Origin of the sequence: Paenibacillus polymyxa M1 (assembly GCF_000237325.1) — a bacterium.
GTDB classification, from domain to species: domain Bacteria; phylum Bacillota; class Bacilli; order Paenibacillales; family Paenibacillaceae; genus Paenibacillus; species Paenibacillus polymyxa_C.
In genome coordinates, this window is the sequence record NC_017542.1 from 4336294 (window position 1) to 4361543 (window position 25250).

Consider the following 25250-nt stretch of genomic DNA (forward strand, 5'->3'; position numbering starts at 1 on the left):
CTCGCTTAATTCTTATTTGAGCATGCAGTATGCTTGCTCAGATGGGATGAACTCCCACGGATCCAGGGATAAGCCTTTTGAATCCGTCTGAAATTATAAACCTAATGCATCCCAATTGCAATGAACAAACCTTGAATTTTTAAGAATTAGCGAATCAATTCAAACATTCAGCAAGCTCTGTAAAAATTACTCCAAGCGCATAAGCCCCCGCATCTGGATAACCAAGGCTTCTCTCTCCGACCGCTCCGGCACGTCCCATACGCGCCACAATGTTTTCTGTCTTTTTGGCCCCTAGTACAGCGGCCTGAGCACCTCGTACAAAGGCTGCCTTCACATCAACATTTGATTTCGCGCTCTCTACCCAGCTATCCGCACATGGCACTAATGCATCAATAAGCGTTTTATCACCAACGACGGCTCCTCTGCCGAAAGAACGTTCGCCTGTCGACTGTATGCCTTGCACCGCAGCCTGCATCAGATCTGCGAATTCGGTAACGGTGAGCTCGTTTCTTTCGCCCGCAGAGCGTGCTGCTGCGCGAAATGCCGAGCCCCAGATCGGGCCCGAAGCACCGCCGCAGTGTTCCATGATGACGAGCGAGCATGAATGTAGAAAGGTTCCCATCGTCAAAGAATCTTGGTTTAGGATGTCGCTCCATTCCCGTTTCAGCTGACGAAACCCCTTCGCAACACTCATGCCAAAGTCGCCATCGCCTGCATGAGAATCAAGATCGCAGAAAGGCACTTCATTCTTGATGATAACCTCACTCATTTTATCAACCAGGTAGATCAGATTGTTCAACGTAATCTTGTTATCCTCAATAACTGCAAAAGCAGGAGCGGTTTCCACCTCGAAAGATACTTGCCGATTTTCGTCTGCTACAGTTGAAAGCTCCGTGAATTCAACATGATCAACAGGTCCAGACACCTTGAACGCCGGCGCGTTGCTTTCATGGGAAAGTAGCGTTTTCAACTCGCCGTCCAGCTTCATGATCGAAACTGAGATGCCCGCCATATCGATACTCGTCATAAAATTGTTAACGAAAGCTCGATTGATCTTGATCCCCTTCGCTGCCAGTTCGCGAGTGACCGCATAATTGAAAAGGTACAGTTCTTGTAGAGGCGTACCGCCAAAACCATTGATCAGCAGAGCGATTTCTCCGCTAAATCCGTTTTCGATCTGCATGTCCCGAAGGAGGTCGGTTACCATTCTACGTGCCATCGTATCCGCATCTGTCAGCTTCTCGCGTCTGATTCCAGGCTCGCCGTGAATGCCAACGCCGTATTCCATTTCATCAGGCCCGAGCTCAAACGTTGGCGAGCCCTTCGCCGGCACGGTGCACGACGTCAATGCGAATCCGATACTGCGTACATTCGCAGCGGCTTTCTCCGCCACTGCTTTGACTTCCGCCAGACGACGGCCCTCTTCTGCAGCTGCACCCGCGATCTTATGCACAAGTACCGTGCCCGCTACACCGCGTCGTCCGACCGTATATAGACTGTCTTCTACAGCGATGTCGTCTTCGACCTTTACATAGTCCACTTCCAGACCATCTTCAGCAGCCAAATGGGCACCGTTTCTAAAGTTCATGATATCGCCGCTGTAGTTTTTGATAATCAGCAGTGTGCCTTTTTTCCCAGCGGTTGCTCGAATGGCCTGATACACTTGAATTTGCGAAGGAGAGGCAAAAACATCACCACAGACCGCCGCATCGAGCATCCCTTTGCCGACAAAGCCGGCGTGAGCGGGCTCATGCCCACTGCCGCCGCCGCTGATGAGCGTTACTTTCTCCGTGTTCAGTTCCTTTTTCTTGAGCACTTTATATTTTGGTAGAAATTCCAACTCGGGATGCGCGAGCGCAATACCGCTGCACATCTCAAGAACCAAGTTTTCCGTACGGTTGATGACCTTTTTCATGCTATTTTACCTCCGCTTTGTACTGGCTGCCGATCCGGTCGGCCGCAGCAATTGCCGCTGCAACCTGCTCCACCGTGATCGGAAACGGCATGGCATGAATCGATTCCTCCTCAATGCAGGCTTTAGCAGCTACTTCCATGAGTTCTTCCCGGCTGATATGATCGACACCGATATCGGCCAAGCAGACCGGCAAACCGATGGTTAAACAGAAATCCAGTACCTGATGTAATTCTTCCGTCGGTGCGTTTTCGAGCACCAGCTGTGCGATCGTACCGAATGCGACTTTTTCTCCATGATAATAATGATGCGTGCCTTCCAAAATGGTGAGTCCATCATGAATCGCATGGGCCGCAGCAAGTCCGCCGCTTTCGAAGCCAAGACCTGAGAGTAAAATATTAGTTTCAATGATATTTTCGAGTGCTTGTGTAACTTGATTTTCATCGCATGCCGCTTTTGCTTTGGCACCGTCTTTTAAGAGCATTTCATAGCATAACGTTGCAAGTGCCAACGCCGCATTCGTACCTACGGCTGGCGCACACTGTCCCTCGCGTACTCCGTTAGGCAGTCCAGCGTTGACCCTGGAGTAAGAGCGGGAGGTCGCACGGGCTTCAAAGTATGTCGACAGTGCATCACCCATACCTGATACGAGGAATCGGGTTGGTGCATTGGCAATTACAGTGGTGTCGACTAATACGACACTCGGGCTTTGTTTAAAATAGGCGTAATCGTCGAAGGCGCCTTCTGGAGTATAAAGAACGGCCGAGTGACTTGTCGGCGCATCCGTCGCAGCAATCGTCGGACAGATGATAAGCGCTTCCCCTTGTGCCACACATTTTGCCGCGTCAATCGCTTTGCCGCCGCCGAGACCAACGATGCAATCACATCTATTCGCAGTGGCGATTTCTTGGAGTCTAGACACTTCCTGTCTGGAGCACTCACCCATAAAACCGCTTTCAATAAAGGTCACGTTATATTTTTCCGTAGTGGAATCAAGCTTATCTTTCACCCGCTCCACATCGGCTGGATGCGCGATCAGTAAGGCAGATTTGCCGAAGGTGCTCACATAGTAACCCAAATTCAACAATTCGTTTTCACCTTGTACATATTTGCTTGGGCTGATAAAAGCTTTTCTCATCTATAATTCCTCCCTTTAATGGTGTTGGTTTCGTTCTGATTAAAACTATAAACGAACCATGTGAACTTTACATTGGAGGAATCAAGGAATATATTATAATTTGCAATCGTATTTTTTTGCACTGAAGCATGTGAATTGTACTTTTTTGTTGTTGCTTACAGGATAATTTACCATTAAGGGATGAGAATCTTGATACGTGAACATTTGAGCATCCAGAAAATCTTTGATTTGGAAAAGTGGGAGCAGTTGCAGGATTCATTGGCATCCGTTACCAAATTAGCCATTCTCACCGTCGATTATAGAGGGAATCCCGTAACTAGCCACAGCCAATGCCAATCGTTCTGCAAGAAGGTTCGCCAAGATGAGAATCTCCTTCCCTATTGCCAAAAATGTGACTCTCGTGGTGGACTTGAGGCCGTACGTTCTAACAAACCTTACATTTATCTCTGTCATTATGACATCGTTGACATCGCGGTACCGATCATTATCGACGATAAGTACATCGGCGCCGTCATGGCAGGCCAGGTTCGCCTAGCTGATCCTTCGAGCGCTTTACAGCTGGAACAGATCCTCACTTCAAAAAATGAAAAGCTGTACAGTTCCAAATGGGAGGAACTTAAGGGCTACTATGCCGATCTGCCGACGATGACTTATCAGGAAATTCAGATGATCTCCAACATGTTATCCTTATTGTGTAATTATATTGTTGAAGAAGCGATGAACAAAAATCTTCTCGCGGAAATGTTCGAAAAGGCTTCGGCCATAGAGTCCACTCCGCAGTTGTCCGAGATCCTTCCTGGCTACTCGCTGAAGCATATCGAAAGCCTTAAGAAAGAAATGAATAATATCTTAGCAGATGCCTATCTGAACTCCTCAGGGGATGAGGATATTCCGTGCGGAAATCCTGTACTCAAACCCGCTTTTGAATATATTTATGAGCACAAGGGTGAAACTTTCTCTCTAAAAGCCATGGCTGACTTGTGTCACATTAGTCCGAGTTATTTTAGTCGGCTGTTTGCGAAAGAAACGGGTGAGAACTTTTCCAGCTATCTGTCCCGCTTAAAGATGAAATGGGCGAAGCAGCTGCTCGAAGCCACAGATATTCCGGTATCCCAGATCAGTAGCGAGCTTGGCTTCAATGAGCCGGGGTATTTTATTAAAATATTCAAAAAATATGAAGGCACAACACCTGCGGTGTACCGAAAGTATTACAAGGGATAAATAAACGAAAAAACAGATGATTCATGGGTATATTGTTACCATGATCATCTGTTCATAATGTTCTTGCCTAAGCTACATAATCTGTGTGTGCTGATCAGGCTGCCTGTGATTGTGATTTGCGCTTAATCACCAGTTTAGTGCTTGGTTTGATTGCTCTTTTGACGACCATCATTAAGGAAATCAATACAATTACCCCCATAAAGATAGCGACCGGCATATATCCCGTATACGAAATCAGCTCTACAACCGGATACAGGATGGCAGGCACCCTGAACGAATACTCATCAGCCGTCTCCATATAATACGCTAGCCAGGAGAGAAAGCCCCCGATCAATAATGTGTATAGAAAAAAGACGATCGACGGTTTCATAGATGCCCAAGCTGTATTCGTAGATTGCTCATAAGTATAATCCTTTTTCATATAGCTGTACAAATGCTGTACGAACGCGTCCTTTTCGTCACTGGCAAATTCCATTTTCACTTTTTCAGCTGTGGAGCTCCCTGCTTTTGTATAGGTAAGAAGCAATGTATCATCAAATTTGGTCAAATTTGTTTGCACGCTTTCTATTGCATGTAATGGAATACAATAATCATAATGCTCCATTTCTTCCATCGTCACAGTTCCTTCGGAAAGCTGCACACTGATTGCTTCTGCCTGAGCCTGAGCCAAATCGGTAAGAATGGCATGAGGATGAAGAATAGCAAAACGTTTATTATCCAATTTATAAATTTTCGTTTTCTCATCATCATGAACGGACATACAAATCCCCCTTTTTATCAGCAATTTTATTATGGTGTGTTTCTTTAGAGCTACCGTGATGTTTCTGACTGATCCTGAGCATTCGTTTCATTGTGCAAGGATTCTGATTTTTTCTTGCGAAATAATTTGGCAAAAAACTTGCCTATCACACCAAACACACCTGCACAAGCAGCACCAATGAGGACGAGCACCTTAATTCCCGCGCCCTTAAAAAAAGCAATGATTAATGCCAACAAGCCTACCTTTTTAGCTACTGCCAAGCCAGCTCCTCCCAAGATCAGTCCAGTCAGGCCATACTCAGAAATTTTGTCTGTTGAAGCATTAAAATCCTCGTATCGCTCACCTGATTTGACGGTCAACTTGGGTAATATTTTCTCATTCAAAAACTTCTTATCCGCCTCCAAATGTGCAGGATCGGACACTAATATGGCAGAGATATAACCCTGACGAGTGAGCACGCGAACATTATAATTAATCAGCTTTTCCTTGTTCCCATCCTCCGCCAGCATAGACCAAGTTAGATTATGGGTCGCTTCATTATAAAAAGGCTCCACATCCCAGCCTGTAACATACAGGCGATCACTTTCCGCCTTTTCCTTGTTACTCTCTTCCGTACCTTCTTTATAACTATCTAGAATGGCATCTGCATCGATATCTTCTTTTTCATCATCCTTGATATGTCCAAGTTCATAGTATTCAAAAACAACTTCCCAATTTTGATTTTCATCCTTCGGAAATATACTCCCAATTTCCTTGCCAGATGGCTTTTCGTGATTCATCTCGCTTACCTTTGCAGTGTTAGCCGCATCCAAAAAAAGAAGAGATGAGTCTAAATCAACCGTAGCCACCTTTCCCAGGTCTACCTTTCGGCCACCTTCAACCCATTTTAATTGTTCACTGGATGAAGCCCACGCGTTTCCTCCACTGAGTAACACCAGACTAAGCGCCAACAGCGCTCCCAAAATCGTTTGGCTCCATCTCATTTTGTTGTTACATTTGTTATCTAGTCTCTTATTCAAAACTCATTACTCCTTTATAAATTCCAATATCTCCCGTGTCCCCAACCATATTAGCCACTGCTTTATATTTTGTCAATTCACAGTAGCAAAGGGCGTTTCCAAGACTTAATACTCATTTTTATACATATGTATGCAAATTTCTACTCTAATCGGACTGGTTTTACAAGGTATAGAGGAGCGATATGAAAAGACTCATCATGGACAAGCACAATTGCGTTAATGGCTGCAACTTATCCGTTCAAGTCTCATCTAGCATATAAAATGTCGAATTTCAGCAGAATAAGAAATGTACACTTCACTAAACAAGCGACTATAGTCTTAGTGACTTTATTCCTGTTTTTTATACATATGTCATCTTTTTTATTTAAAAGAATGTATAGGCTTACACCGGATTGATTTATCAAATGCCGGGACATAGAAGTAAAGATAGAGGGGATGCACACTCCACTCCTCTATCAGTTATTTTAATCCACAATCATCCGTCCGGCTCCGCCGCCCTGCCAGCGGCCTGCTGTGCGCTTCCCCCGTCCGGCTCCTTCCAAAATCAACACTAGCTGCCTATGGAGCTGAGCATGTGAAAATTCCTTATATTCCGCACCACTTCGGTTCGCAATATAATGCTGGATAGATTCTCTGTCCACAGCCTCCAGGTTCAGACACATCAGTGCAAACATACAATCCATCGGATCGTTTGTACCGCTTTTGAGCAGTTCGGATGCAAAGTAGCGCATCGTTTCCGGGCGCAATGTGCTTTGATACAAGCCCGCAAACGGGACATGGATATCACTCCATGTATTAAATTCAGTAGCCATATCAGCAAAATCCTGATAATTGGAGCGAAGCACGGCTCCATCTTTGAGTTTGAACCGGCCCAGCTCCAGTTCATCCAATCCGATCTCAGCCTCGGCCTCCAGCACAATATCTGCATGATGCATGGTGAAATCCGGGCGATCTGTTTGTTCCAAAAAAAGCAGCTTCAACACCGACAGCCGCCCCGTGGCTGCATACGGCACTTCCTGTTCCTGCTCTAGCAGGTATAATCTATTCTTGTGCTTTACAATGCCTCTGCCTACGGTCAGCGCATGTTCCCCAACGGTCACGTTCATTCCGGTAATAATGCCATCCGAATAATCCTGATATCGGATATCCAGAAAGCTACGTGGGTAATCCCGCAGATTTTCCAGCATCTCGGTTTTGAGAATACGACCTTTTTCAAACTTTGGAACGATATGCGTTAACATGGGGTTCCCTCCTTTCTCTATTCTTCTTTATTTAGGGGAACAGATAGCCGATTCACACCGGGCGCAGGCGGCGGAACTGTAACTCCATCATCGGTGGTGGGTGGAGCTTTACTTACTCCAAGTAATCCAATAAATAGACGAAAATTCTTTTCTATACATCTGCGTAAATCCATCGTGCTCCCCCTGATTGAAGACTGAGGTTCATTATGATCTCAGAATTTATTACCTACCTTTACATCCCGGCTCCGCGCCCAGCCTGCTCGCGAAGTATATAATTCAGCTCACGCTTGTCCACAACATAGGTACGGGCGATCAGATCGTGAAGAGCCTGTTTTCTAGCTGTAAAGCCTGCCATGATAAAACCGATCCACAAAATGATACTCGATACAATTTTACTCCAGTAGCGGGCACTCGCACGTCCAAAGCTCAGCTTTTGGTTAAATTCATCTACTACAACGATACCAAGAGCCAGTTTGCCCACCGTAGCTCTGCATTTGGACGATTCCATGATCGCAAAATACAGCCATGAAGCCCCCAAATTCATCAAAGTTTGTCCCAATAATTGCATGGTAAAAATAGCAGTCGGCCCGTTTGTCAGCATAGAGGTTTCTGCCGGAGATGGCACCCAATCTCCAATGGCCTGAATGATGATCCAGACCAGTCCGATTATCATAAATACAAATCCTAAAATAAGGATGTCAATGATATAGGCTAAAGTTCGTTTCCAAAAACCTGCATACAGCATGTTATTCCCTCCAAGTGTTGTGTGCTTTTCTGATTTCTGCATTTGAATAATTCTTAATTTATTATTTCGTGCCGTCAAAGAAATCCAGCTCGGAGAGATCATTTTCGAAGGCAAAAAAGCGCTTGGGACCCAGATACAGCAATTCATCACGGCGGGTAATCGGTACTACATAAAAGCCCCAACGACTATCCCCGACAAAAACAAAATATTTCGTTTCCTCATTGCGGATGGAGTCCGTATCATCCTGCGGGATATCCCGACCGTACAGCTCTGCGATTTCCTCATACGGCATGGGTTCAAAAGCATCTGGCCGACTGCGGTACACATGGCGCTGACGCAGCTTACCCCCGTTGGCCGTCAGGAAGAATTCCACTTCGACCGCTTGAGACGGCCGGGAAATCGAACCGCGTACCCGGCTGCTTTCCAAACTCGCAATCAGCTCCTTCTCACGCCCCGTATGCGTCCATGCGCTGACCGTATACGGAATAGCTGGAATATGATTGGTAATGACAGGCTCAATGGTCCCCATTTTTTTAGCGTTCAGGTAACGGATAGCCCCGCGCAGACAGGCCATTTTCAACTCAGGTACCCGGCTTAGATCTTCTGCCTTTTGTCGGAACTCAATACTGCGCCCTGGCACAAATTCCTTAAGTGCTTCGCGGAACACGTCTATCCGGCAGGACTGCCCGGTCAGTTTGATAATCGAATAATCCTGCAAGCGCCCCTCCAAATAAAAATCATCCAGAAACTTGCGCACAATATTGTAGATATCTGCCTTAAGTAGCTGCTGTACTTCACGAATATTAAACACCACATCAGGCAAACCATATTCATCACGGAACCGTCCGTTCTCAATCACCGAAACCAGCCAACGATCCATTACGGCAATGTTCAGGTCGCTTTCAGCAGATAATACCTGCTCGGATTCAAAGCGACTGCGCAAGATCCCCGTACGTAGGAAAAATTCCTTTTTCATATTTTCTGCCGCACTCCACAACAGATGAAAATTACTCAGTACCCGTTGATATTCATCCCGTGTAGCATGCTCATACCGTTTGAACGCGGTAGGCAAGATCGCCTCTGCGTCACGATAGTGTTCCTCCAGCCCTGCATATACAGCATCTACACCAAACTCATCCACATGACGGTACAAATCTCCCGAAGGAATGCCGATCAGAGCATCAATATCGGTGTCTGGCAAACGCGTCTCGGCAGCATAATAACCTGCAAATACAATTTTCATAAACTGCATAATCCGGTACGTCAGATTGTTGCCGCCAAAGTTGGTATCCCCATTTTCATACGTTGTGTGAATATCCAGCTTGTAAGCAATTCGTCCATCTTCTATCCGAAAGCGGCAGGAAGACAGATCTGTCGTGCCCCCACCACAATCAATGACAAGTGCCTGATACTCCTCACCGTCTGCAAAAGTTCCTCGTTCCATCTGGTCTGCCAACGTGTTGTAGAGCACTGCCAGCCCTTCGTCCAGCGCATCCTCTGCTTCAATCCGGTAATCAGGCAAAATATCGCTAAACATCTCAATAAACTGGGGCTGCAGCTTGACAGGAGCAGAAAAGTGTAAATTGCGAAACCGACACTTAAATTGTTGCTCGGCTGTAGCAATCACATAACGGATAAAAGCCGCTAAAATATCGCTGCGGGAAGCGGTTGCTGTATTCCCCTCAGAATCCATTAATTCTTCGATTCGCTTATAGTCATTGACCCAACGTTTAATCCCCCGTAATACCGTGGCACGGCTGCCTGCCACGTCGCTTCCACGTAGTGCCTCCTCCCCAAATGCATAAACGATATGCTCAGGATTAGAGCAGTCCGCGACGCGAATGACGGTCGGCAACACTTCGATCCAGTCGCCTTCCGTACCTTCTGGGCCAGGGAATGATACATAATTGATGGCATCCAGCCTTACCGTGCTGCTCATACCTGTATCAGGGGCCGTAACGTAGGAACTATCCAAATAAGCACCTGCTGTGGTGTTCGAGGTGCCAAAGTCAATCGCCAGTACCGCATCGGTTGTTTCCGTGCCCCGAATGATCAGCTCTGCCACCGGGATTCGGTGACCTTGAAGTTTCAGCGGTAGCATCGGCTTGTCTCCATAGTAGAGGTTATAAAAATATTCTGATTCCTGTCTTCGCAAAAACAGCAAGCTATAGCTATGATTGGATGTCTCTCGCAGTTCAGCATCGCGGTGACGAGAAAGATAATATACGCCTGTTCGTCCCTCGTCCTTCACCAAATTTAAAACACCACACAATTCTCCTGTCGCATTCACCAGCAGCACATTAGATGAGCTCAGCCAAGGCAAATCGGATTCGATCCGATAGTTGTCCATGCGACCTGTGCGCACACCCTGATACAGCGTGATTTTGGCGGGAACCCGGATACCACCGCTCTCCTGCCGGCGGTCGTTCCAGTTGCGCTGTAATGCCGATTGCATACGCTCAAAGCCGCCAGGATTGGGTCTGGTGATGAGTAGATGCTCCTCCGCGCTTCGAAATCGCAAAATTACGCGAATTAATTCTTCACGTGCCAGACGATTCGCAAAGCCCTCGACCAGTCGCTCCTTATCACATATCCCGCGCAACTGAAAGGTCGTCATTTGCTCCAATTCCGCCCGCGTGTATTTGGTCGTGAAACGAGCGTTTTTTCGATCGGTGAGCGGGTCTAGCAACCTGTATGTATAGGGTCCGTTCATCGTTCACATGTCCTTTCTTAGCCATTTAGCTTTAATAGAGGGCGATAGCGTCAATTTTCATTGTAGGTTCTTCCTCCAAAATGCCGAAATGACTGGTCCAATACAATTCCGTCGTAAACCGTGCTGGAAGAAATAAATCGAGAATCAAATCGACTTTGATTCGTGAGAGCATCGTTTCCTCCTGACCAATATATATGAGCAGTTCGTCTTTTTCCTCACAGTTGGTGTAAATGATCGAGCGATGAAAGACGCGACGCATCGTTTGTTTTAGCAGATGTACGGCTTCCCCCGTCTCATACAGGCGCAGCAGGCCTTCAGCAATTGCGTCCTGTTCCTCACGGTTTAATTGTCCAAAAGCTTCCTTTACCTTCGGGCCAAAAATGCCATCCGCAATATCACGCTGAACAAACCGGATATGATACTCTCGCCGATTCATTCCTTGATACAAATCGATCTCCGCCAGAAAATGCATCATAATATCAAATAGCGACTCTCTCAGCTCTAGATCCTCTGCTGCATCCGGTGGAAACAGATCCCGAAAAATAGAATAAAAGCGGTAGTACGGATTAATCTCCACTACCTGCTCCAAATGGGAAGTATTCAGCTCAGCCAAGCTAAGCTCCATATACGGAGAGTAGCTGACAGCGGGTACAAAACGGATTTTATCTACATCCAGCCCCTGTTTCCTTGCGCGCATGAGCAGATCCCAAACATAATTCACACCCATTCTCCTTCACACTTGTACTCTGGAAAATACATCTGCACTTCCGACACCAGAAAGCTCATTAAATCGGATAAAATGTAAGCAGGTGCAGTTGGCAAAACATCCTCGGAACCACGTCTGAACCCCAAACGCATGATCTGCTTGCCATCCTCTGTCCGTACATTATCGCTGACAAACGGATTTAACAGATACGTCTGAGTTTTGGTTACAAGGTTGCTTATATCATTTCTCCCTGCACCTCCCCAGATGTCCACACGCTCTAGCTCCAGCCCCTGTGCCGCTTCAAACGAATTGACGATGCGCGTGATCTCTGCTTTGGCCCGGACAATCACGGCCTGTTTCCCTGCATAGCGACCCAAAAAGCTGTCTTGCCGCCGATTGGACAATACCGGATAGGTCTGACGACTAAGCTTGGTTGTAGCTGGTTTCGTAACCTTCAACACATTCCACTCGCCAGATTTATCACGGGGTGTGACAATCGTCAGTTCCTCTTCTGTCCGCTTGATATAGCGGATATCGCTTTCAGTCCCGTCAATCAGGTAACCATGCTCTGGTCCTGTTTTACGCAAAGGCAGCACATGCTCATAGTTCACACGATCCATAGCTGGTATAGGAAAACCGCTGTTCTTTAAAGCCAGTCTTTCAATGTTCCATAGCGGAAAAACATCGGCTTTCTTAAAAATGTCGAACTCCTCCAACGAAATCGTGATTTCATGGATTTCTTCATGAGCGGCCGGTTCGCCGTCTCCACCAATCAATACACAGTCCACAAATTTATAAGCGTACGGGTGATTAATCGTTTTCCACGGCATACCATTTTGCATAAACGTATGATACAACTGCTCAATCTCCAAAATATAAGAACGGTTATGCTCCAAACGAAAACGAATCGGATAGTTTCCGGTTTCCGTGACCAGCATTCCTGAGAAAATTCGTTTGCTGCGTACCAGTGCCGAGATTCGTTCGGTCTCCATTTCGAGAAAAAGCGTAAACAGCGGCATCTCCCCGCCTTCGCCCACCACCTCTGCCACACGGCTGATGTCTACCTGTTTTTCTTCTGCATCGGAGGGCAACACAGGATATAAAAATTCATGAATCGGGTCATAGTCCTCACGCGATGTCAATGACACATACACATCAAACTTTTCTTCCGTATTCTCAATTTCCTCAAATACCCGCCGTTCTAGCTGGCGGGTCATTTCTTCCTGATATTCGACGAGGTTCATAAATACCCCGGCCATCATATTTTTCAGTAAACGTCTCTGCTCTAAATCGTCCATCTTGCTCAAACGATCCTGTACCAGCTCTTTCACGACGCCTCACTCCTTTCCGACTCCAGCATTCAATGAACATTAAAAACTTATTTCCCGTTCGCAGCAGCCTGATCTAAGCTCTCTGAATTAGACGCCCCGGCTGCTTTAGAAGCAGAATCAGCAGTTCCTTGCTCTTTGCTGGTGTCCGCCTTGATCGAAGCGGCATTGCCATCCCCCGTACCACTGCTCTTTGCAGCCGGAGAGGCTTCCTTCTTCGCGGACGTAGTGCCCGTTGAAGCCGTCGGCGCAACCTTCGTTTGCAATGCTGTGGCAGAGGTTGCCTTAGCAGAAGATGAAGCTTCACTCGCTGCGTCCCCGGTATCTGTGTCATTCATCGCTCCGTCAGACAATCCCAATCCAGCAGGAAGCTGACCATTTTGCTGCTGCTCCGCGCTCTGCTTTTCCTCCGCCTTGGCTATGCTCCGCTCCAGCGCCAGAACACTTTCGAGCTTATCGATCTCCTGATAAATCTCTTGTGCCCCGCTATAAGCATCAATGGCTCCTTCATAATCGAGATCTTTCATCAGCCGATCCCCTTTGGCCTGAAGTTTGCCAGCTTGAATCTCCTTGAGCTGCTGCTGGATGGATGTCAATTTATCATTGGTCTCAGTAATTTTCTTCTCCAACTCTTTTTGCGCGGACGTATAGCCGGATTCCATCGCAGCCTTATTTGCCTTTTTGTACAGCTTGAGTGCATTTGTGTAATCGCCACCCTGGAATTTTAAATCTCCGTCCTTCATCCAGCTCGCCGTCTCAGCATAGCTGTCCAGTTGGTCGATTTTTTTTTCAATATCCTTCACATTAAATGGCGGATATAGTCCGGCGCTTTTCCGTGCTTTATCGTAGCTGGCTTCAGCTTTGGTAAAATCGGCCTTTTCCACATAGCCGTCCCCGTCAACCATCAATTGAGATACTTTCTGTTCAGCTGTATACAATCGCTTGTGAATTTTATCGTTAATCTTAACTGCCGCGTTTTTCGCTTCACTGTAGGATTTGAGCGCTTTTGCATAATCGCCAGCTCTTGCATAATCATCCGCGGCCTGAGCCGATTCGATCATCGTTTCCAGCGCAGCCGCTTTGTTCGCAGCCATACGCGCCAGCGTAATCCACGCTCCCCCGCCCACGATTACAAAGGCGAGCAACGCAATCAAGATCCGTTTGATCAGCTTACGACGGTTTTTAGGTTTTTCCTGAAAAACTTTGTTTACATAAATGGCGGCAGCCGTGTAATTATTCACCGTCCGGCGCTGTTTGCTCAGCAGAACCTCTTCCAACGTATCCGTCAGCATACCCGGGTCCTTCGCTTCCTCCAGCGCACCCAGCATTTCCGCCAGTTCAACATCCTCCCACATCCCAGATGTAGCGAGCAGCATTACATCTCCATCTGCAAGCTGTGTCTTTTTGGCGAAATGGGCATGAACCCCATTCGGATTCCCGAGGTATTCCAGCAGATTGCCCCGTTCCTCGTGTGTACTGGTCGCTTCGTCTGGAATACGTCCATCATCCGCCAATGACTGAGCCAGGCTGTGATCCTTACTGCGAAAATTAAGCCTTCCATTGCGAAAATGATACAGCCGCACATTACCGCACGAAACGTACACCATTTTGTTATAGTTGGTCACTACCATCAGTAGACTGGCCTTGAGCCGGACACGACGGCTTTCAAATTGCAGCCATTCCTGCGCTTCACGCAGATCTCTCATCAAGCGCCGCTTGGACATGGAAGGTTTCTCCATGAAGTTTTCCAGCACCGTTTTGACAACCATTTCTGCGCTGCGCAGCTCCTGATCTGAATCCAGACCATCTGCGAGGACATAACAGGCCATGTCGTCCGTCTCCATGAATGCAAAATAGTCCCGGTTGTCTATGTAAGAGCCCGCTTCCGACACAAAGGCGGTACTAAAATCGCTGTTGTCCTTGCGCATCGCTACCCCCGTCTTTCTTGTTTCATCCTATCGCCAAAATAAGCACTGTCGCATTATCCTGACTTTTAAACCCTTTATCGTTGATGGTGTCGATCATGGCATCCGCCATTTCCTGCGGAGTTCCGCCCTTGCGCATGATCTCTTCCTGCTCAATCTCCGTCAGCGCCTCCTGAATGCCATCACTGCACAGCAGCACATAATCACCCGAATACAGACGAATCGGTGCATTCCCCAGTTCCATGCTCTCAAAGCCTTCATAGCCCAGGTAGTTGACCAGTTGATTGCGTACAGGACTCGTTTTAGCTTCCTCCGAGGTCATTTGTCCAGCAAGCACTCGTTCCTCCAGCAGTGTTTCCGCTGTATGCTTGGAATTGACTGTCTGAAAGTGACCATTGCGGTAAATTGTAATCAAGCTGTCGCCCACCGCTCCGTAATACAGCTGATAGCCGCACACAATGACCGCCGCGAGCGTCGTTCCCCCGCCCTGCCCATTCAAATTTTGCAAAATGCCGCGATTGCTTTGGGTTGCGGCCTCTGCAAAATATCCGTTCAAATTCGTTGTATCTTCTAACTTGGCAAATGCCTTCGTAAAAGTCGTCACAGCTAAGGTACTGGACATACGCCCATTGGCCAGCCCACTGATCCCGTCCGCAACAACCGCCAGCGTACCGACAGGGGTGGTCATACTGGAGAAATAATCATCCTGCTCACTCCGGCTCCCGATCGTTTGACCATTTCCAATCTCAATTCCACTCACGGTACGGCTGCCGGAACTTCGCGTCAGTCGTATACGGATGATGAGAAGAACAGCGAATAGCACCGCAGCTCCACATACAACAAAATAAGGCTGCATATCGTTACCTCCCTGCACCATTGCCCACTTCCGTTCTAATTTTCGTTATCCCACTCGAAATGAGCGCCGCACAGCGGAATAAAGATAAATTTGCTGCGCCCGAGCTGAATCACGTCATAAGCAGCCAGCTCCACTGGTGAATATACCGCCTCGTTATTGTGATACGCCAAGCCTGACGAATCGCCTGGCAGCAAGTAAAAGTTGCGTTTCTTCGGATCATACACAATGACCGCATGATTTTTGCGGGAAATCGTGTTGTCTCCGATAATACGGACATGCATTTCCTCTGCGCGCCCGATAAAGTTTTTCTCTGCCATAATGCGATAGTCCTGACCCACCTGTGCTCCTTCGATACATACCAGCCATCCGGTTACTGGGTGAATCCCCACGGTTTCGCCTAAATACGGCATAGTTTTGTCATTGTCTCCTGCAACGTTTGTTTTCGCTGCTGGTTCGGCGTTCTTGGGTGCGGCTATATTTACTACTGTATTACAATAAGGACACGTATTTCCGTGCTTTCGTGTACTGAACATGTGTCCGTTCGGGCATCTTGTCAAACTCATAGTCGGTTCCTTCCCCCAATGTCTTGATTGTCTTTACAGTAATCTAAGGATTGTGCAACTTCTTCTATTTAACGAGCAGCCTGGTATTGGCAATATATAATAAATCACCTGAGTAAATTCGGTAAGGCTCGCCACTTTCCAGCTTCTTGGTTACACTTTCGTTCGCAGACCGTAGCCCGGTCCCATTGCCGGAATCCACATCCTCCACAAACCAGTCACTGTTTACCCGGTTGAGTACCGCATGCTCCACACTTACCAAGGAAGCATAATCTGTACCTGCCAAATCAATATCCGCCTCAGAGCGTGACGTTGTTTTGCCGATTAACAATGATGTTTCGCCTTCGATATACCATTCTTTAATAGATTCACCTTCTTCATCAATTAACACCAGCTTGGCAATCCGTTTACGATCTGCCTTTGGCCTTGGCACAGGGACCACGGAAACCAGATTGCGCAGTATGTATACAAGCACGCTAATCCCAATACCTATTGCGACCACAGTCTTCAAACCGCTGTAGCCTGGACGGTTAAACACATAAAAGGCGATCGCCAGCATCAGCCCGAACATGGCAACATCTATGATGAAAACCCATCTGCTCTGCGCCGTTTTCACTGCTTGCTTCCCCCGTTTCTATCCTGAAATCATCACTTTTTACGAATACCAAAAAATTGGTTGAACATGGCTGAGGTATCCGTCGGATCACCGGATTTTTTCATTTTTTTCCCTGGTGAGCCTTCCTTCGTTTTCGGATGAAAGCCGAAAAATTGCTCAAAATCAGTGCCTATGTCAGCCGGATTGAATCCTTTGGCTGCCCTACGTGTACCCTCTGAAGGTGCTGCTGCCCCTCTTGCTTTTTCTTGCTGTTCTCCGCTAGTTCCCGTTGCTTTTCGGATGAGCTCAGCATCGTATGCCTGCCGCAATGCTTCGTCACGCAAGGTATTGTAAGCCTCGTGAATCAGCTTGAACTTGCGCGTTGCTTCCTCGCTTCCCTGGTTGGTATCAGGATGATACTTTTTGGCCAGTTTACGGTAAGCTTGCTTAATCTCTGCCTCCGAAGCATCCCGGCCGACACCGAGCAGCTCATAGTAGTTGGTCATTGTCTGGTGTTCCCCTCTCCGAAAAAAATAAATATTAAGAGACCCGTAGGCCTCTTAATATTTATCCACCCTTCACGTATGCGCCGGGTGAGTGTGTGTTTAAGCTGCACTTAACGTTAAGACGTTAAGCTTAAACCGGATATCCGCCGTCGATGGTAGCCAGCTCGGTTTTGTCTTTCTTTTGTTTGATGTAGAGTGTAAATGCACCTACACCTTCTGTGTCGCCGAAGTGCTCGTTGTAGTCTACAACGAAAGCATTCGGGAAGTAGATTTTACGCACAACTTGATCAGCTGCAATAACTTCCAGTGTTACTTTACGGTAGCTGTCTGCTTTTTCAGCAGGAACCAGAGACCACAAAGCCAGTTTCAGCGTGTCATCCGCGCTGTCACCGTCTACTGCTGTGATGATTTTACCGCTGATGCGCAGCGTGGAGCCTACGTCAGTGGAGCGTGCATTGGAATCGTCCGGTGTATCGGTGTCATAAATAACCGTTTGGATGTTATCCAAGCCCAGCTCAATTGTTTCTTGTCCTTCTACTTTCAATCTGAATCCCATGTGTGTTGCCTCCTTGATATTAGGTAAAATGATGGCGGAAGAAGCAGTGCTTCTCCGCGATTTATGTATAAAGGCGGTTCTGGATAGAAACGCCTCTAACATCTTTCGTAGTGCTCGGATCATGATTTGACCGAGCTGGTTCCCTTAGTGATCATGACTTCCAGGTTCTTCACATTACCATTGAAGACCAGATCGATATGGCACATATTGCTTTTCTCATCAATAATGAAACTCATATCGTCTCCGTCCTGAATGATCGAGTTCACAGATCCTCTGCTGCTCAGCCACTTGCTCTTCTGACTGCTCGGATTGTTACTAAAGAAGCGGACGATATTTTCGTGCTTGAAGTCTCCTGTTTGGTAGCGCAAAATACGTTCAATGTACGTGCTGACCAGCGTTTTGTAGATGGAGTCAAAGCCGTCCTCGGACATCGCCATGCTTCTTGCCTTGTAGACAGTAATCCGGCGGATATCCTTATCCTGAATCTGAGCATTCTCAGACGAGAATACAAAGCCAAAGTTTTTACGGTTGATGGCATCCTTGATCGTGTTGGTGAACCCAGTGATTTCCTTGGCCATCGTCGTCACTGTGCGCAGACTGTTGTCCCCAGCTTCAATGTCGAAGCGTACACCAGGGAAGTTTTTATTGACCGTTTTGAACGTCTCACGCAGGTATTCAGGACATTGATAAGAAGCGACCAAGCCAGCAGCCACGTAGGCAGCGCCTACATATACGCCCTCGATCCACAGTTTGAGAATATCTTCTTTTTCCTTTGAAAGTTGCACACCGTCTTCGGTCTGTAGCATTTTGCTATCAATAATGACACCCGATTTATCCTTCGGAATAATGGTAAAGTTCGGTACACAAGGAATTGCAAATTCGCTATATTCTCTGCGCACAAGACTGGCGCATTTATCGACATACTTGTCGATGCCTGCTGTCGCCATACTGTTGAAGGTCGTCTCTTCACCGGATTCAAAGTTAAAGAACATTTGAATTTTGTAATCCTTCACGACTTGCAGCAGCATCGAGAGCGATTCCATTGAATTTCCGCCCTGCTTTACGACCTTCTCGTTGCCCTTAAAGCGTTCACGAGACACCTTCACCTTACCGGCTGCTTCCAGTTCAATAGATGGAACGATCCCGAACCAGATGGTGTCGCTGAATTCATTTTTGGCATTTACGGTATTCAGGTACGTTTCCAGACGTGGAATATTGCTGCTTTTCACCAGCATGTCCAGCTTGTTATTCGCCACCAGCATTGTCGGCAGCATTCCTTTGCTCTTCGTCGCATATTGGTCGAAGAACATTTTGACACCGAGGATTTTTTCTACCAGCGGCTTAACCGCCTTTACGAAATCATCCTTGGCATTTTTATAGAACTCCAAATACGTGTTGTAGTTTTGAACTTCAACCGCTGTGTCAACCTTGGTCTGAACAGCTGGAAGTGGCACAAACGTGCGAACCACCAAGTCCTTCACATAGTCAGAAGGCGTATCTGTGATAGAGTTATAATCTTCTTCGAATACTTGGGAGAGATCGCCAGTGCTGTTCTCATCCAACAGCATCAGCTCAGTACTTTCGCTCTTCGGCGCTTCAATAATTTTCAGTTCGCCGCTTTCCCCAATGGAGAGCATACCCACCTGGATCAACTCACCGGCGTTTTCCTCTTGGGCTCCACCGAGCAAAAGACGGGTTTTGATGTCCTCAATTGCCAGAGGCAGCATAGCCATAACGTTGTTATAGTTCTGGCTCGCTTCCTCGAACATGGCATTCAGCTTGTCACCCATGTCGAGTTTCTTCGGATCGCCATCATCCAGCTTGTCGTATTCACCGTACATATAGTGAATTTCTTTGCGGACTTGACGAATATCGTCCATAACCTTTTTCGGTGAAATCATATCCAGCAGATTTTCAAATTTGAAATCTACATTGGTGATTCCTTGACTGCGCTTAGTATCAATGAGCGTAAACAACATTTTCAGAAAATCATTACTTTGATTGATACGAATTTCAGAAATGCTATCCTCATCAATTCCCTCAGGCTTTTTAAGGGTGTAGACGACCTTTTGATTGGCCGCGTTAAAAAATGAATATACGGTCGGTGAAAACTTATCCAAAAATTCGTCAAAGCTACGCACCAGAAGGTGCTGATTAATTTCCTTGATCTTCTCATCGCTCAAGCTGTCGATACCCTTCACATCACCTACTATGGTGATCAGGTCCAGCTTTTCCGGGTTAATCTCTTCAAAAAGCATTGTCCGGTTGGTTTGATAAATGATTTCCATCGCTGTCGGCAAATGAATAAAGTATGAGTTATAGGTCCATTGCTCCATATACGGACACGGGATGTCCAATTTGAAACGGACGAATATTCATTTTTAGTTCATTTGCCTCCTCCCCCCCTACTTAACATTTAAATTCGTCAAAGGATTGAGCTTATACCACATTTACGGTACAGGCATATAACCTCAAAAATCGGTCCGAAGCGCTATTCGGCTTTTAACGGCAAGGCATTCAAATGAGAGAAAATTCAAAATCAAAAGTCATATAACACAGAAATTTCAAATTTATGATTTCGTATTCCTAACTTCAATCCCAATTTTTGCCGTTGATACGAAAGCTATCATACAAAGCACCCTTCAGTTTTGTCAATTTCTGTAGTCTCAGATTGAAACAGGGCATTTTGACTCATTTTATGCGTAAGTATGTAATTTTTATGATATGTTAGACCTGTTTCTTCAGGGAAATATTCACAAATGGAATCCAATGACCGATAGAAGTTCATTGGATATTTCTGAGAAGCGTAAAAGTATCAAATTCATGGCTAATGTGAGGTTTTTCAGCTGTTTTGATCCTTTATCCCTTATATCCCAAGGATTAGGAGAGTTGGTACGCCCACATTGGTCTCGCCGATGGAGGAGCTTATGTTCAGAATAAGGAAACTAGGAATTATCACTTTCATGACTTTTGTACTATTTTTTCAAACGGGCTTAAGCGGGGTCATTTGCACTGTAAATCAGGCTAATGCAGCATCTTTGGGGACTGCTTCGATCGAGGGTTACGATGCTGTTTTTGTACTGGATACCAGCTATTCCATGAGAGACACGGATCCCGAGGGTATTGCCGCCGAAGTCATCAGTATGTTTATGGACTTGAGTGATGCAGACCGTACACGTGTGGGTTTCGTCGCCTACAACCATCACGTTGTCGCCTCAAAACCACTGACTTCGATTGGCGTGGCAGCGCAAAAATCGCAAATCCAGCAGGAAATCAGAATGTTGAACCGTTCTGGCTATACAGATTTGGGACTGGGACTGCGTAAAGGCTCAGAACTGCTAGCCGCAGGAGCATCCCAAGGGCGTCAGCCTTTTATGATTTTATTGTCAGATGGAGAGACTGATTTTGGTGTCTCTTCTGGTTCTCGGTCCAAGGGTGACTCGAATAACGATGTATCCTCTGTCATCAAATCTGCACAGACCAAGGGATACCCGGTGTATACGATTGGTCTGAATCATGATGGCACGGTAAACCGGCAAGAACTCGAACGGATCGCTTCTCAAACGGGAGGAGCTTCTTTTATTACCAGTAGTGCTGAGGATCTGCCCGAAATTCTGAACCGTATTTTTGCCAGTCAAATTCGCTCCAAGCTCGTTCCAGTTGCTGCAATTACGACCACTGGCGAGATGCAAGAATTAACGGTGACTCTACCGGACTCTAGTATGGAGGAAGCCAATCTGGTGCTTTTGTCGGAGCATCCCCTGCTGGAAACCCAGCTATACTCCAATTCAGAAAATGTCCGCAGGTACAAGTCGAGCCGATATGCAATTTTGAAAATTGAGCATCCACAAGCAGGTAAAGTGAAGTTAAAATTACGGGGCATACGCGGAGATTTGGTTAAAATCAATTTACTTGGCAGCTACCGACTGGAAGCTGAAGCTACTACAGGGGGAACGCAAACAACAGCAACTCATGGCGACAAGCCTATGCAATTGCTGAAGGGTCAAGCGACATCGTTTCAAGCTCGGCTCGTGTTACCGGATGGCCAAAAGCTTACAGATGAAGCTGTATACACATCTCTCCAAGCCCATATTATAGTTACCCCTGTAAAGGGCGGTACAGCTAAAAAGGTGCCTATGACCTATAAGTCAGGAGCCTTTTATACCGAATATGCGTTCCCCCAAACGGGTGATTATACATGGCAGCTATCTCTGGATAGTCCGCAGTGGTACCGTAAGGGAACTGTACATAAGGTTCACGCCACCAATGCAGCACCACAAGCTTTAAAAGACCTGACGATTCGCCTGGTTAAAGAAGACGGTGATTCCCGTCGAAGTTTATCAGACTTTATTGTTGATCCCAATCATGACAAGCTGAACTATAAGCTGGATTCAGGAGCTTCTGACGATACGATTAATGCCGAGATTAACGGTAATGATCTGCTGCTATCCGAGCTTCACACAGGTGACACGAAGCTAAAGATTACCGCTACCGACCCAGAAGGTGCATCCAGCAGCGCTACACTGACCGTTTCAGTCCAATCCCGGTATACAGCCATTAAATGGACGGTAGCCATCAGTATTGTGATAGCTGCTCTTCTGTATTGGTTCTTGCGACCGAAGCCTCAGTTTGCTGGAAGAATCGAAGGATATTTTCTCGCTACAGCGAGTGGGCAGGAGATTCCGGTAAAATCTTGGCCGCTTACCTCCTTTCCGGGTCATAAGGTCAGCTTGCAGGAGTTATTCCGTACGCTTGACGTTCACGAACCATTACCAGAAGCGGAACGAATCCTATTTTCCGCAGGTAAAAAAGGGACTCTGATCGTGAAACATGATACACGCTGCGCCCTGCAGCATGGAAAAATCAGATTGATCCGCAACAAAAAAGCGGTCATGGAGTATGGTGACAAACTGTATATCACATTTGAGGATGGTGTCACTGAAATTGAGCTGCGCTACAAAGCGATTAAGCCGAATACTTCAGTCTACACCGACCATATCCAAGCTCCGACAGGATAACATCGTCGGAATAAAAAAAGAGAAGCGCCGTCTCTTACGGTTAACGAACCGTAAGAGTAGGGCGCTTCCCTTTTTTTATCCAATATTCCGCACGTAGGGCGGCTTTAAACCATCGAAGTGAGCGGCAACGCTTGGTAGCCTGTACTTCCAGACCGCGCCTAATAACATATGGCAGTAGTGAAATCCCTGCATTTTCGATCCGAATCCGTTCGGTCCGATCTGCAAATAATCTGCCTGGCACATCCGGTGGAGGTGATCCTTTTTGGCAATAATACAGCGTGGCGGCCAAGCTATAAATATCCGACACAGGCCCCTGCCGCGAACGATTAGAGTAAAATTCCAGTGGAGAATAGCCTGCCGTGGTGAAGATCGGATGCTCCTTGCCTTCAAAATGCACAGCAGAGCCAAAATCAATCAGCTTGATGTTGCCATGTTCCCCAATCATAATATTGCCTGGCTTAATGTCCCGATGAATAATTCCTTTGTTGTGAATATACTCCAAGGCATCAATTAAAGGCAGCAACGTTTGGTACAGAAAAGCAGGATCAGACGTTGGCACAGCCTCTTCTTGCATCATTCGATCCAGCGTTTTGCCTGCACAGTATTCCATGACCAGATAAGCAGTTCCATTTTCCTCAAAATGATCTATATAACCGACAATTCCCGGATGACTTAACTCCTTTAACATTTGCCCTTCACGCAAAAAATAATGCATAAATTCCACGTATTTGTATTGCATCGTAGCGCTACAAGTGACCGTTTTTCGATCTGTCCCCCGTAAAGCCAGTGCATTCGGAAAAAATTCCTTCACAATGACCTTTTCTCGGTTATCCAACAGCCTTGCCGTATACACGATGGCCAGCTCACTGCGGGACAAGGCGCTTCGAATTTGATATGTATTTCGCAGCTTCGTATTGCGGGCAAGCAGATTCCCGCTTGTATCCACGATCATGACTCGTCCTCCTGTCAGGTTCTTAGCTAATGTCTTTTGTATATATCGGCTTATTACACATCTTTTTATTATAGCGTAAAATAGGTTATTGGAAAAACAAATAACCTGCCATAATCTCCCTTAGAGAAATGATGACAGGTCTTTTGGCATTCATCTGGTCCTATTTTCTCAAATCGTTTAACCTAATTTTGTACCTGGCTTCATGCTGCGTACACCGTTGGCATTTTTCTTCCGTTCACTGCGCAGTTTGCCTTTACCTTGTTCTGGGGTGCGAATGGTGAGGGCAATCAGGAACGATACGACGCATAGCACAGCAATTGTGGTAAATGTTGGGATGAATCCGCCGAGCAAGGCAGCGATAAATGACCCCGCCAGCGCACCAAGGCCAAAGCCCTGATACACAATACCATAGTTTTTGCTTTGGTTCTTCAGACCAAAGAAATCAGCTACGATGGCAGGAAAGACTGTAATATTGCCGCCGAAGCAAAAAGCAATCCCTGCTACACAGGCAAAGAACAAACCAAAATTCAGGGGTATCACACTCAGTACTGTAACTGCAATTGCTGTTGTTAAAAGTGCACCTGCTACCACTTTCAGACGACCCACCTTATCGGATAGCGCACCTAATATAATCCGACCCGCCGTGTTAAAAATAGCGACCATAGCGACCGCATTAGCCGCTGTTGCTACATCCAAATCAGCCATCCGTACGCCGATATCTTTGACCACTCCGATCAAGTAGAGACCACTCATACAAGCGGTAAAGAACATGACGAACAGTAGGTATGCCTGCTTGGTGCGCAGCATTTCTTTAACGGTGTAGTCCCGCTGTACAGCCCCATTTTGTACCGAAGGCTTATTCATGACTACTGCTTCTTTCACCAAGAAAGAACCACCGACGATCATGATCAGCACGATCATTCCCCAATACAGAAATGCCTGTGATACGCCAACAGACTGAATCAGCGAACCGTTGATATACTTGAATATCAGACTGCCTGTTCCGTAGGCCCCAACTGAAATACCGGAAATAAGTCCTTTTTTCTCAGGAAACCATTTAATCAGATTCGACAGTGATGTAATATATGCCGTTCCATCCGCAAAACCTACGATAATACCCGCCAAAATGTACAGTAAGGATAACGAAGTTACCTGTGAACTGAGCATGAGCCCTGCCCCTAACACGACACCTGCACACAAAATCAGACGACGTAGTCCCCATTTATCCTGTAGCTTGCCTGCAAATAACGTAGCAAACGCCAGTGCAAAACTGGTAATTGAAAATGTAATAGCGACCGAACTGAGGTTCCAGCCAAAGCGGTCCACCAATGGTTGATTAAATAAACTCCATGTGTAAATGGTACCTAAGCCCATCTGGACAATAATCGTTCCAAGTACGACCAGCAGGCGATTTCCGCTGTTTGATTTCATATTGATCTCCTCTTTTCATTCCGGCTCTACAGCATCCATTTGTTATGATGATAACCGTGAATCCAGTA

21 protein-coding genes are annotated in these 25250 nt (G+C 46.6%); 2 read left to right on the top strand and 19 right to left on the bottom strand.

What is annotated here, in order from left to right; genetic code table 11:
- Window positions 1–154: 154 nt before the first annotated feature.
- Entirely contained in the window at window positions 155–1915 is a 1761-nt protein-coding gene (gene dhaK / locus PPM_RS28210) for a dihydroxyacetone kinase subunit DhaK (protein WP_013372538.1), read from the bottom strand.
- 1 nt (window position 1916) lies between these two features.
- The gene (locus PPM_RS19540) at window positions 1917–3050 is read right to left on the bottom strand and encodes a glycerol dehydrogenase (RefSeq protein ID WP_013372539.1); all 1134 of its coding nucleotides are present in this window, start codon (window positions 3048–3050) and stop codon (window positions 1917–1919) included.
- A gap of 189 nt (window positions 3051–3239) precedes the next feature.
- Here PPM_RS19540 and PPM_RS19545 point away from each other — a divergent pair, with 189 nt between their 5' ends.
- Window positions 3240–4271, top strand: coding sequence for a PocR ligand-binding domain-containing protein (locus tag PPM_RS19545; protein WP_013372540.1), 1032 nt, complete (start codon window positions 3240–3242; stop codon window positions 4269–4271).
- 94 nt (window positions 4272–4365) lie between these two features.
- On the opposite strand, the gene PPM_RS19550 is transcribed toward PPM_RS19545, so the two are convergent.
- From PPM_RS19550 to PPM_RS19615, 15 genes are all read right to left on the bottom strand, one after another.
- On the bottom strand, window positions 4366–5031 hold the full coding sequence (locus tag PPM_RS19550; protein ID WP_013372541.1) for a hypothetical protein: 666 nt from the start codon (window positions 5029–5031) through the stop codon (window positions 4366–4368).
- A 50-nt stretch (window positions 5032–5081) separates the two neighbouring features.
- Window positions 5082–6014 carry a DUF2167 domain-containing protein gene (locus tag PPM_RS19555; protein WP_043886137.1) on the bottom strand — a complete coding sequence of 311 codons (933 nt, stop codon included), beginning with the start codon at window positions 6012–6014 and terminating at the stop codon, window positions 5082–5084.
- A gap of 500 nt (window positions 6015–6514) precedes the next feature.
- Entirely contained in the window at window positions 6515–7291 is a 777-nt protein-coding gene (locus tag PPM_RS19560; protein ID WP_013372543.1) for a hypothetical protein, read from the bottom strand.
- A gap of 17 nt (window positions 7292–7308) precedes the next feature.
- Window positions 7309–7464, bottom strand: coding sequence for a hypothetical protein (locus PPM_RS29690; RefSeq protein WP_013372544.1), 156 nt, complete (start codon window positions 7462–7464; stop codon window positions 7309–7311).
- Window positions 7465–7523: 59 nt separating this feature from the next.
- Window positions 7524–8036: an RDD family protein gene (locus PPM_RS19565; protein WP_013372545.1), complete on the bottom strand. Its 513-nt coding sequence runs from the start codon at window positions 8034–8036 to the stop codon at window positions 7524–7526.
- A gap of 61 nt (window positions 8037–8097) precedes the next feature.
- Entirely contained in the window at window positions 8098–10749 is a 2652-nt protein-coding gene (locus PPM_RS19570) for a hypothetical protein (protein WP_016324639.1), read from the bottom strand.
- Window positions 10750–10780: 31 nt separating this feature from the next.
- The gene (locus PPM_RS19575) at window positions 10781–11470 is read right to left on the bottom strand and encodes a hypothetical protein (protein ID WP_013372547.1); all 690 of its coding nucleotides are present in this window, start codon (window positions 11468–11470) and stop codon (window positions 10781–10783) included.
- Window positions 11467–12786, bottom strand: a complete 1320-nt coding sequence (locus PPM_RS19580; protein WP_013372548.1) for a hypothetical protein — start codon at window positions 12784–12786, stop codon at window positions 11467–11469. The genes PPM_RS19575 and PPM_RS19580 overlap by 4 nt, the downstream gene beginning before the upstream one ends.
- Before the next feature lie 47 nt (window positions 12787–12833).
- Window positions 12834–14711 carry a PP2C family protein-serine/threonine phosphatase gene (locus PPM_RS19585; RefSeq protein WP_013372549.1) on the bottom strand — a complete coding sequence of 626 codons (1878 nt, stop codon included), beginning with the start codon at window positions 14709–14711 and terminating at the stop codon, window positions 12834–12836.
- 22 nt (window positions 14712–14733) lie between these two features.
- Window positions 14734–15564, bottom strand: a complete 831-nt coding sequence (locus PPM_RS19590) for a PP2C family protein-serine/threonine phosphatase (RefSeq protein ID WP_013372550.1) — start codon at window positions 15562–15564, stop codon at window positions 14734–14736.
- Between the two features lie 35 nt (window positions 15565–15599).
- Window positions 15600–16127: an FHA domain-containing protein gene (locus PPM_RS19595; protein WP_016324641.1), complete on the bottom strand. Its 528-nt coding sequence runs from the start codon at window positions 16125–16127 to the stop codon at window positions 15600–15602.
- A gap of 64 nt (window positions 16128–16191) precedes the next feature.
- A complete protein-coding gene (locus PPM_RS19600) occupies window positions 16192–16740 on the bottom strand; it encodes an FHA domain-containing protein (RefSeq protein WP_013372552.1) in 549 nt (182 codons plus the stop codon).
- A 32-nt stretch (window positions 16741–16772) separates the two neighbouring features.
- Complete coding sequence (locus PPM_RS19605; RefSeq protein ID WP_013372553.1) at window positions 16773–17225, bottom strand: J domain-containing protein; 453 nt, start codon at window positions 17223–17225, stop codon at window positions 16773–16775.
- Between the two features lie 130 nt (window positions 17226–17355).
- Window positions 17356–17781 carry a hypothetical protein gene (locus PPM_RS19610; RefSeq protein WP_007431573.1) on the bottom strand — a complete coding sequence of 142 codons (426 nt, stop codon included), beginning with the start codon at window positions 17779–17781 and terminating at the stop codon, window positions 17356–17358.
- A 119-nt stretch (window positions 17782–17900) separates the two neighbouring features.
- Complete coding sequence (locus PPM_RS19615) at window positions 17901–20069, bottom strand: hypothetical protein (protein ID WP_025365581.1); 2169 nt, start codon at window positions 20067–20069, stop codon at window positions 17901–17903.
- Window positions 20070–20708: 639 nt separating this feature from the next.
- Here PPM_RS19615 and PPM_RS19620 point away from each other — a divergent pair.
- On the top strand, window positions 20709–22799 hold the full coding sequence (locus PPM_RS19620; protein ID WP_013372555.1) for a vWA domain-containing protein: 2091 nt from the start codon (window positions 20709–20711) through the stop codon (window positions 22797–22799).
- A 40-nt stretch (window positions 22800–22839) separates the two neighbouring features.
- Here the strand turns inward: PPM_RS19620 and PPM_RS19625 are convergent, their stop codons facing one another.
- Entirely contained in the window at window positions 22840–23751 is a 912-nt protein-coding gene (locus PPM_RS19625; protein ID WP_013372556.1) for a serine/threonine protein kinase, read from the bottom strand.
- A 177-nt stretch (window positions 23752–23928) separates the two neighbouring features.
- Window positions 23929–25182 (bottom strand): OFA family MFS transporter, encoded by a 1254-nt coding sequence (locus tag PPM_RS19630; protein WP_013372557.1) that lies wholly within the window; start codon window positions 25180–25182, stop codon window positions 23929–23931.
- Between the last annotated feature and the right edge of the window lie 68 nt (window positions 25183–25250).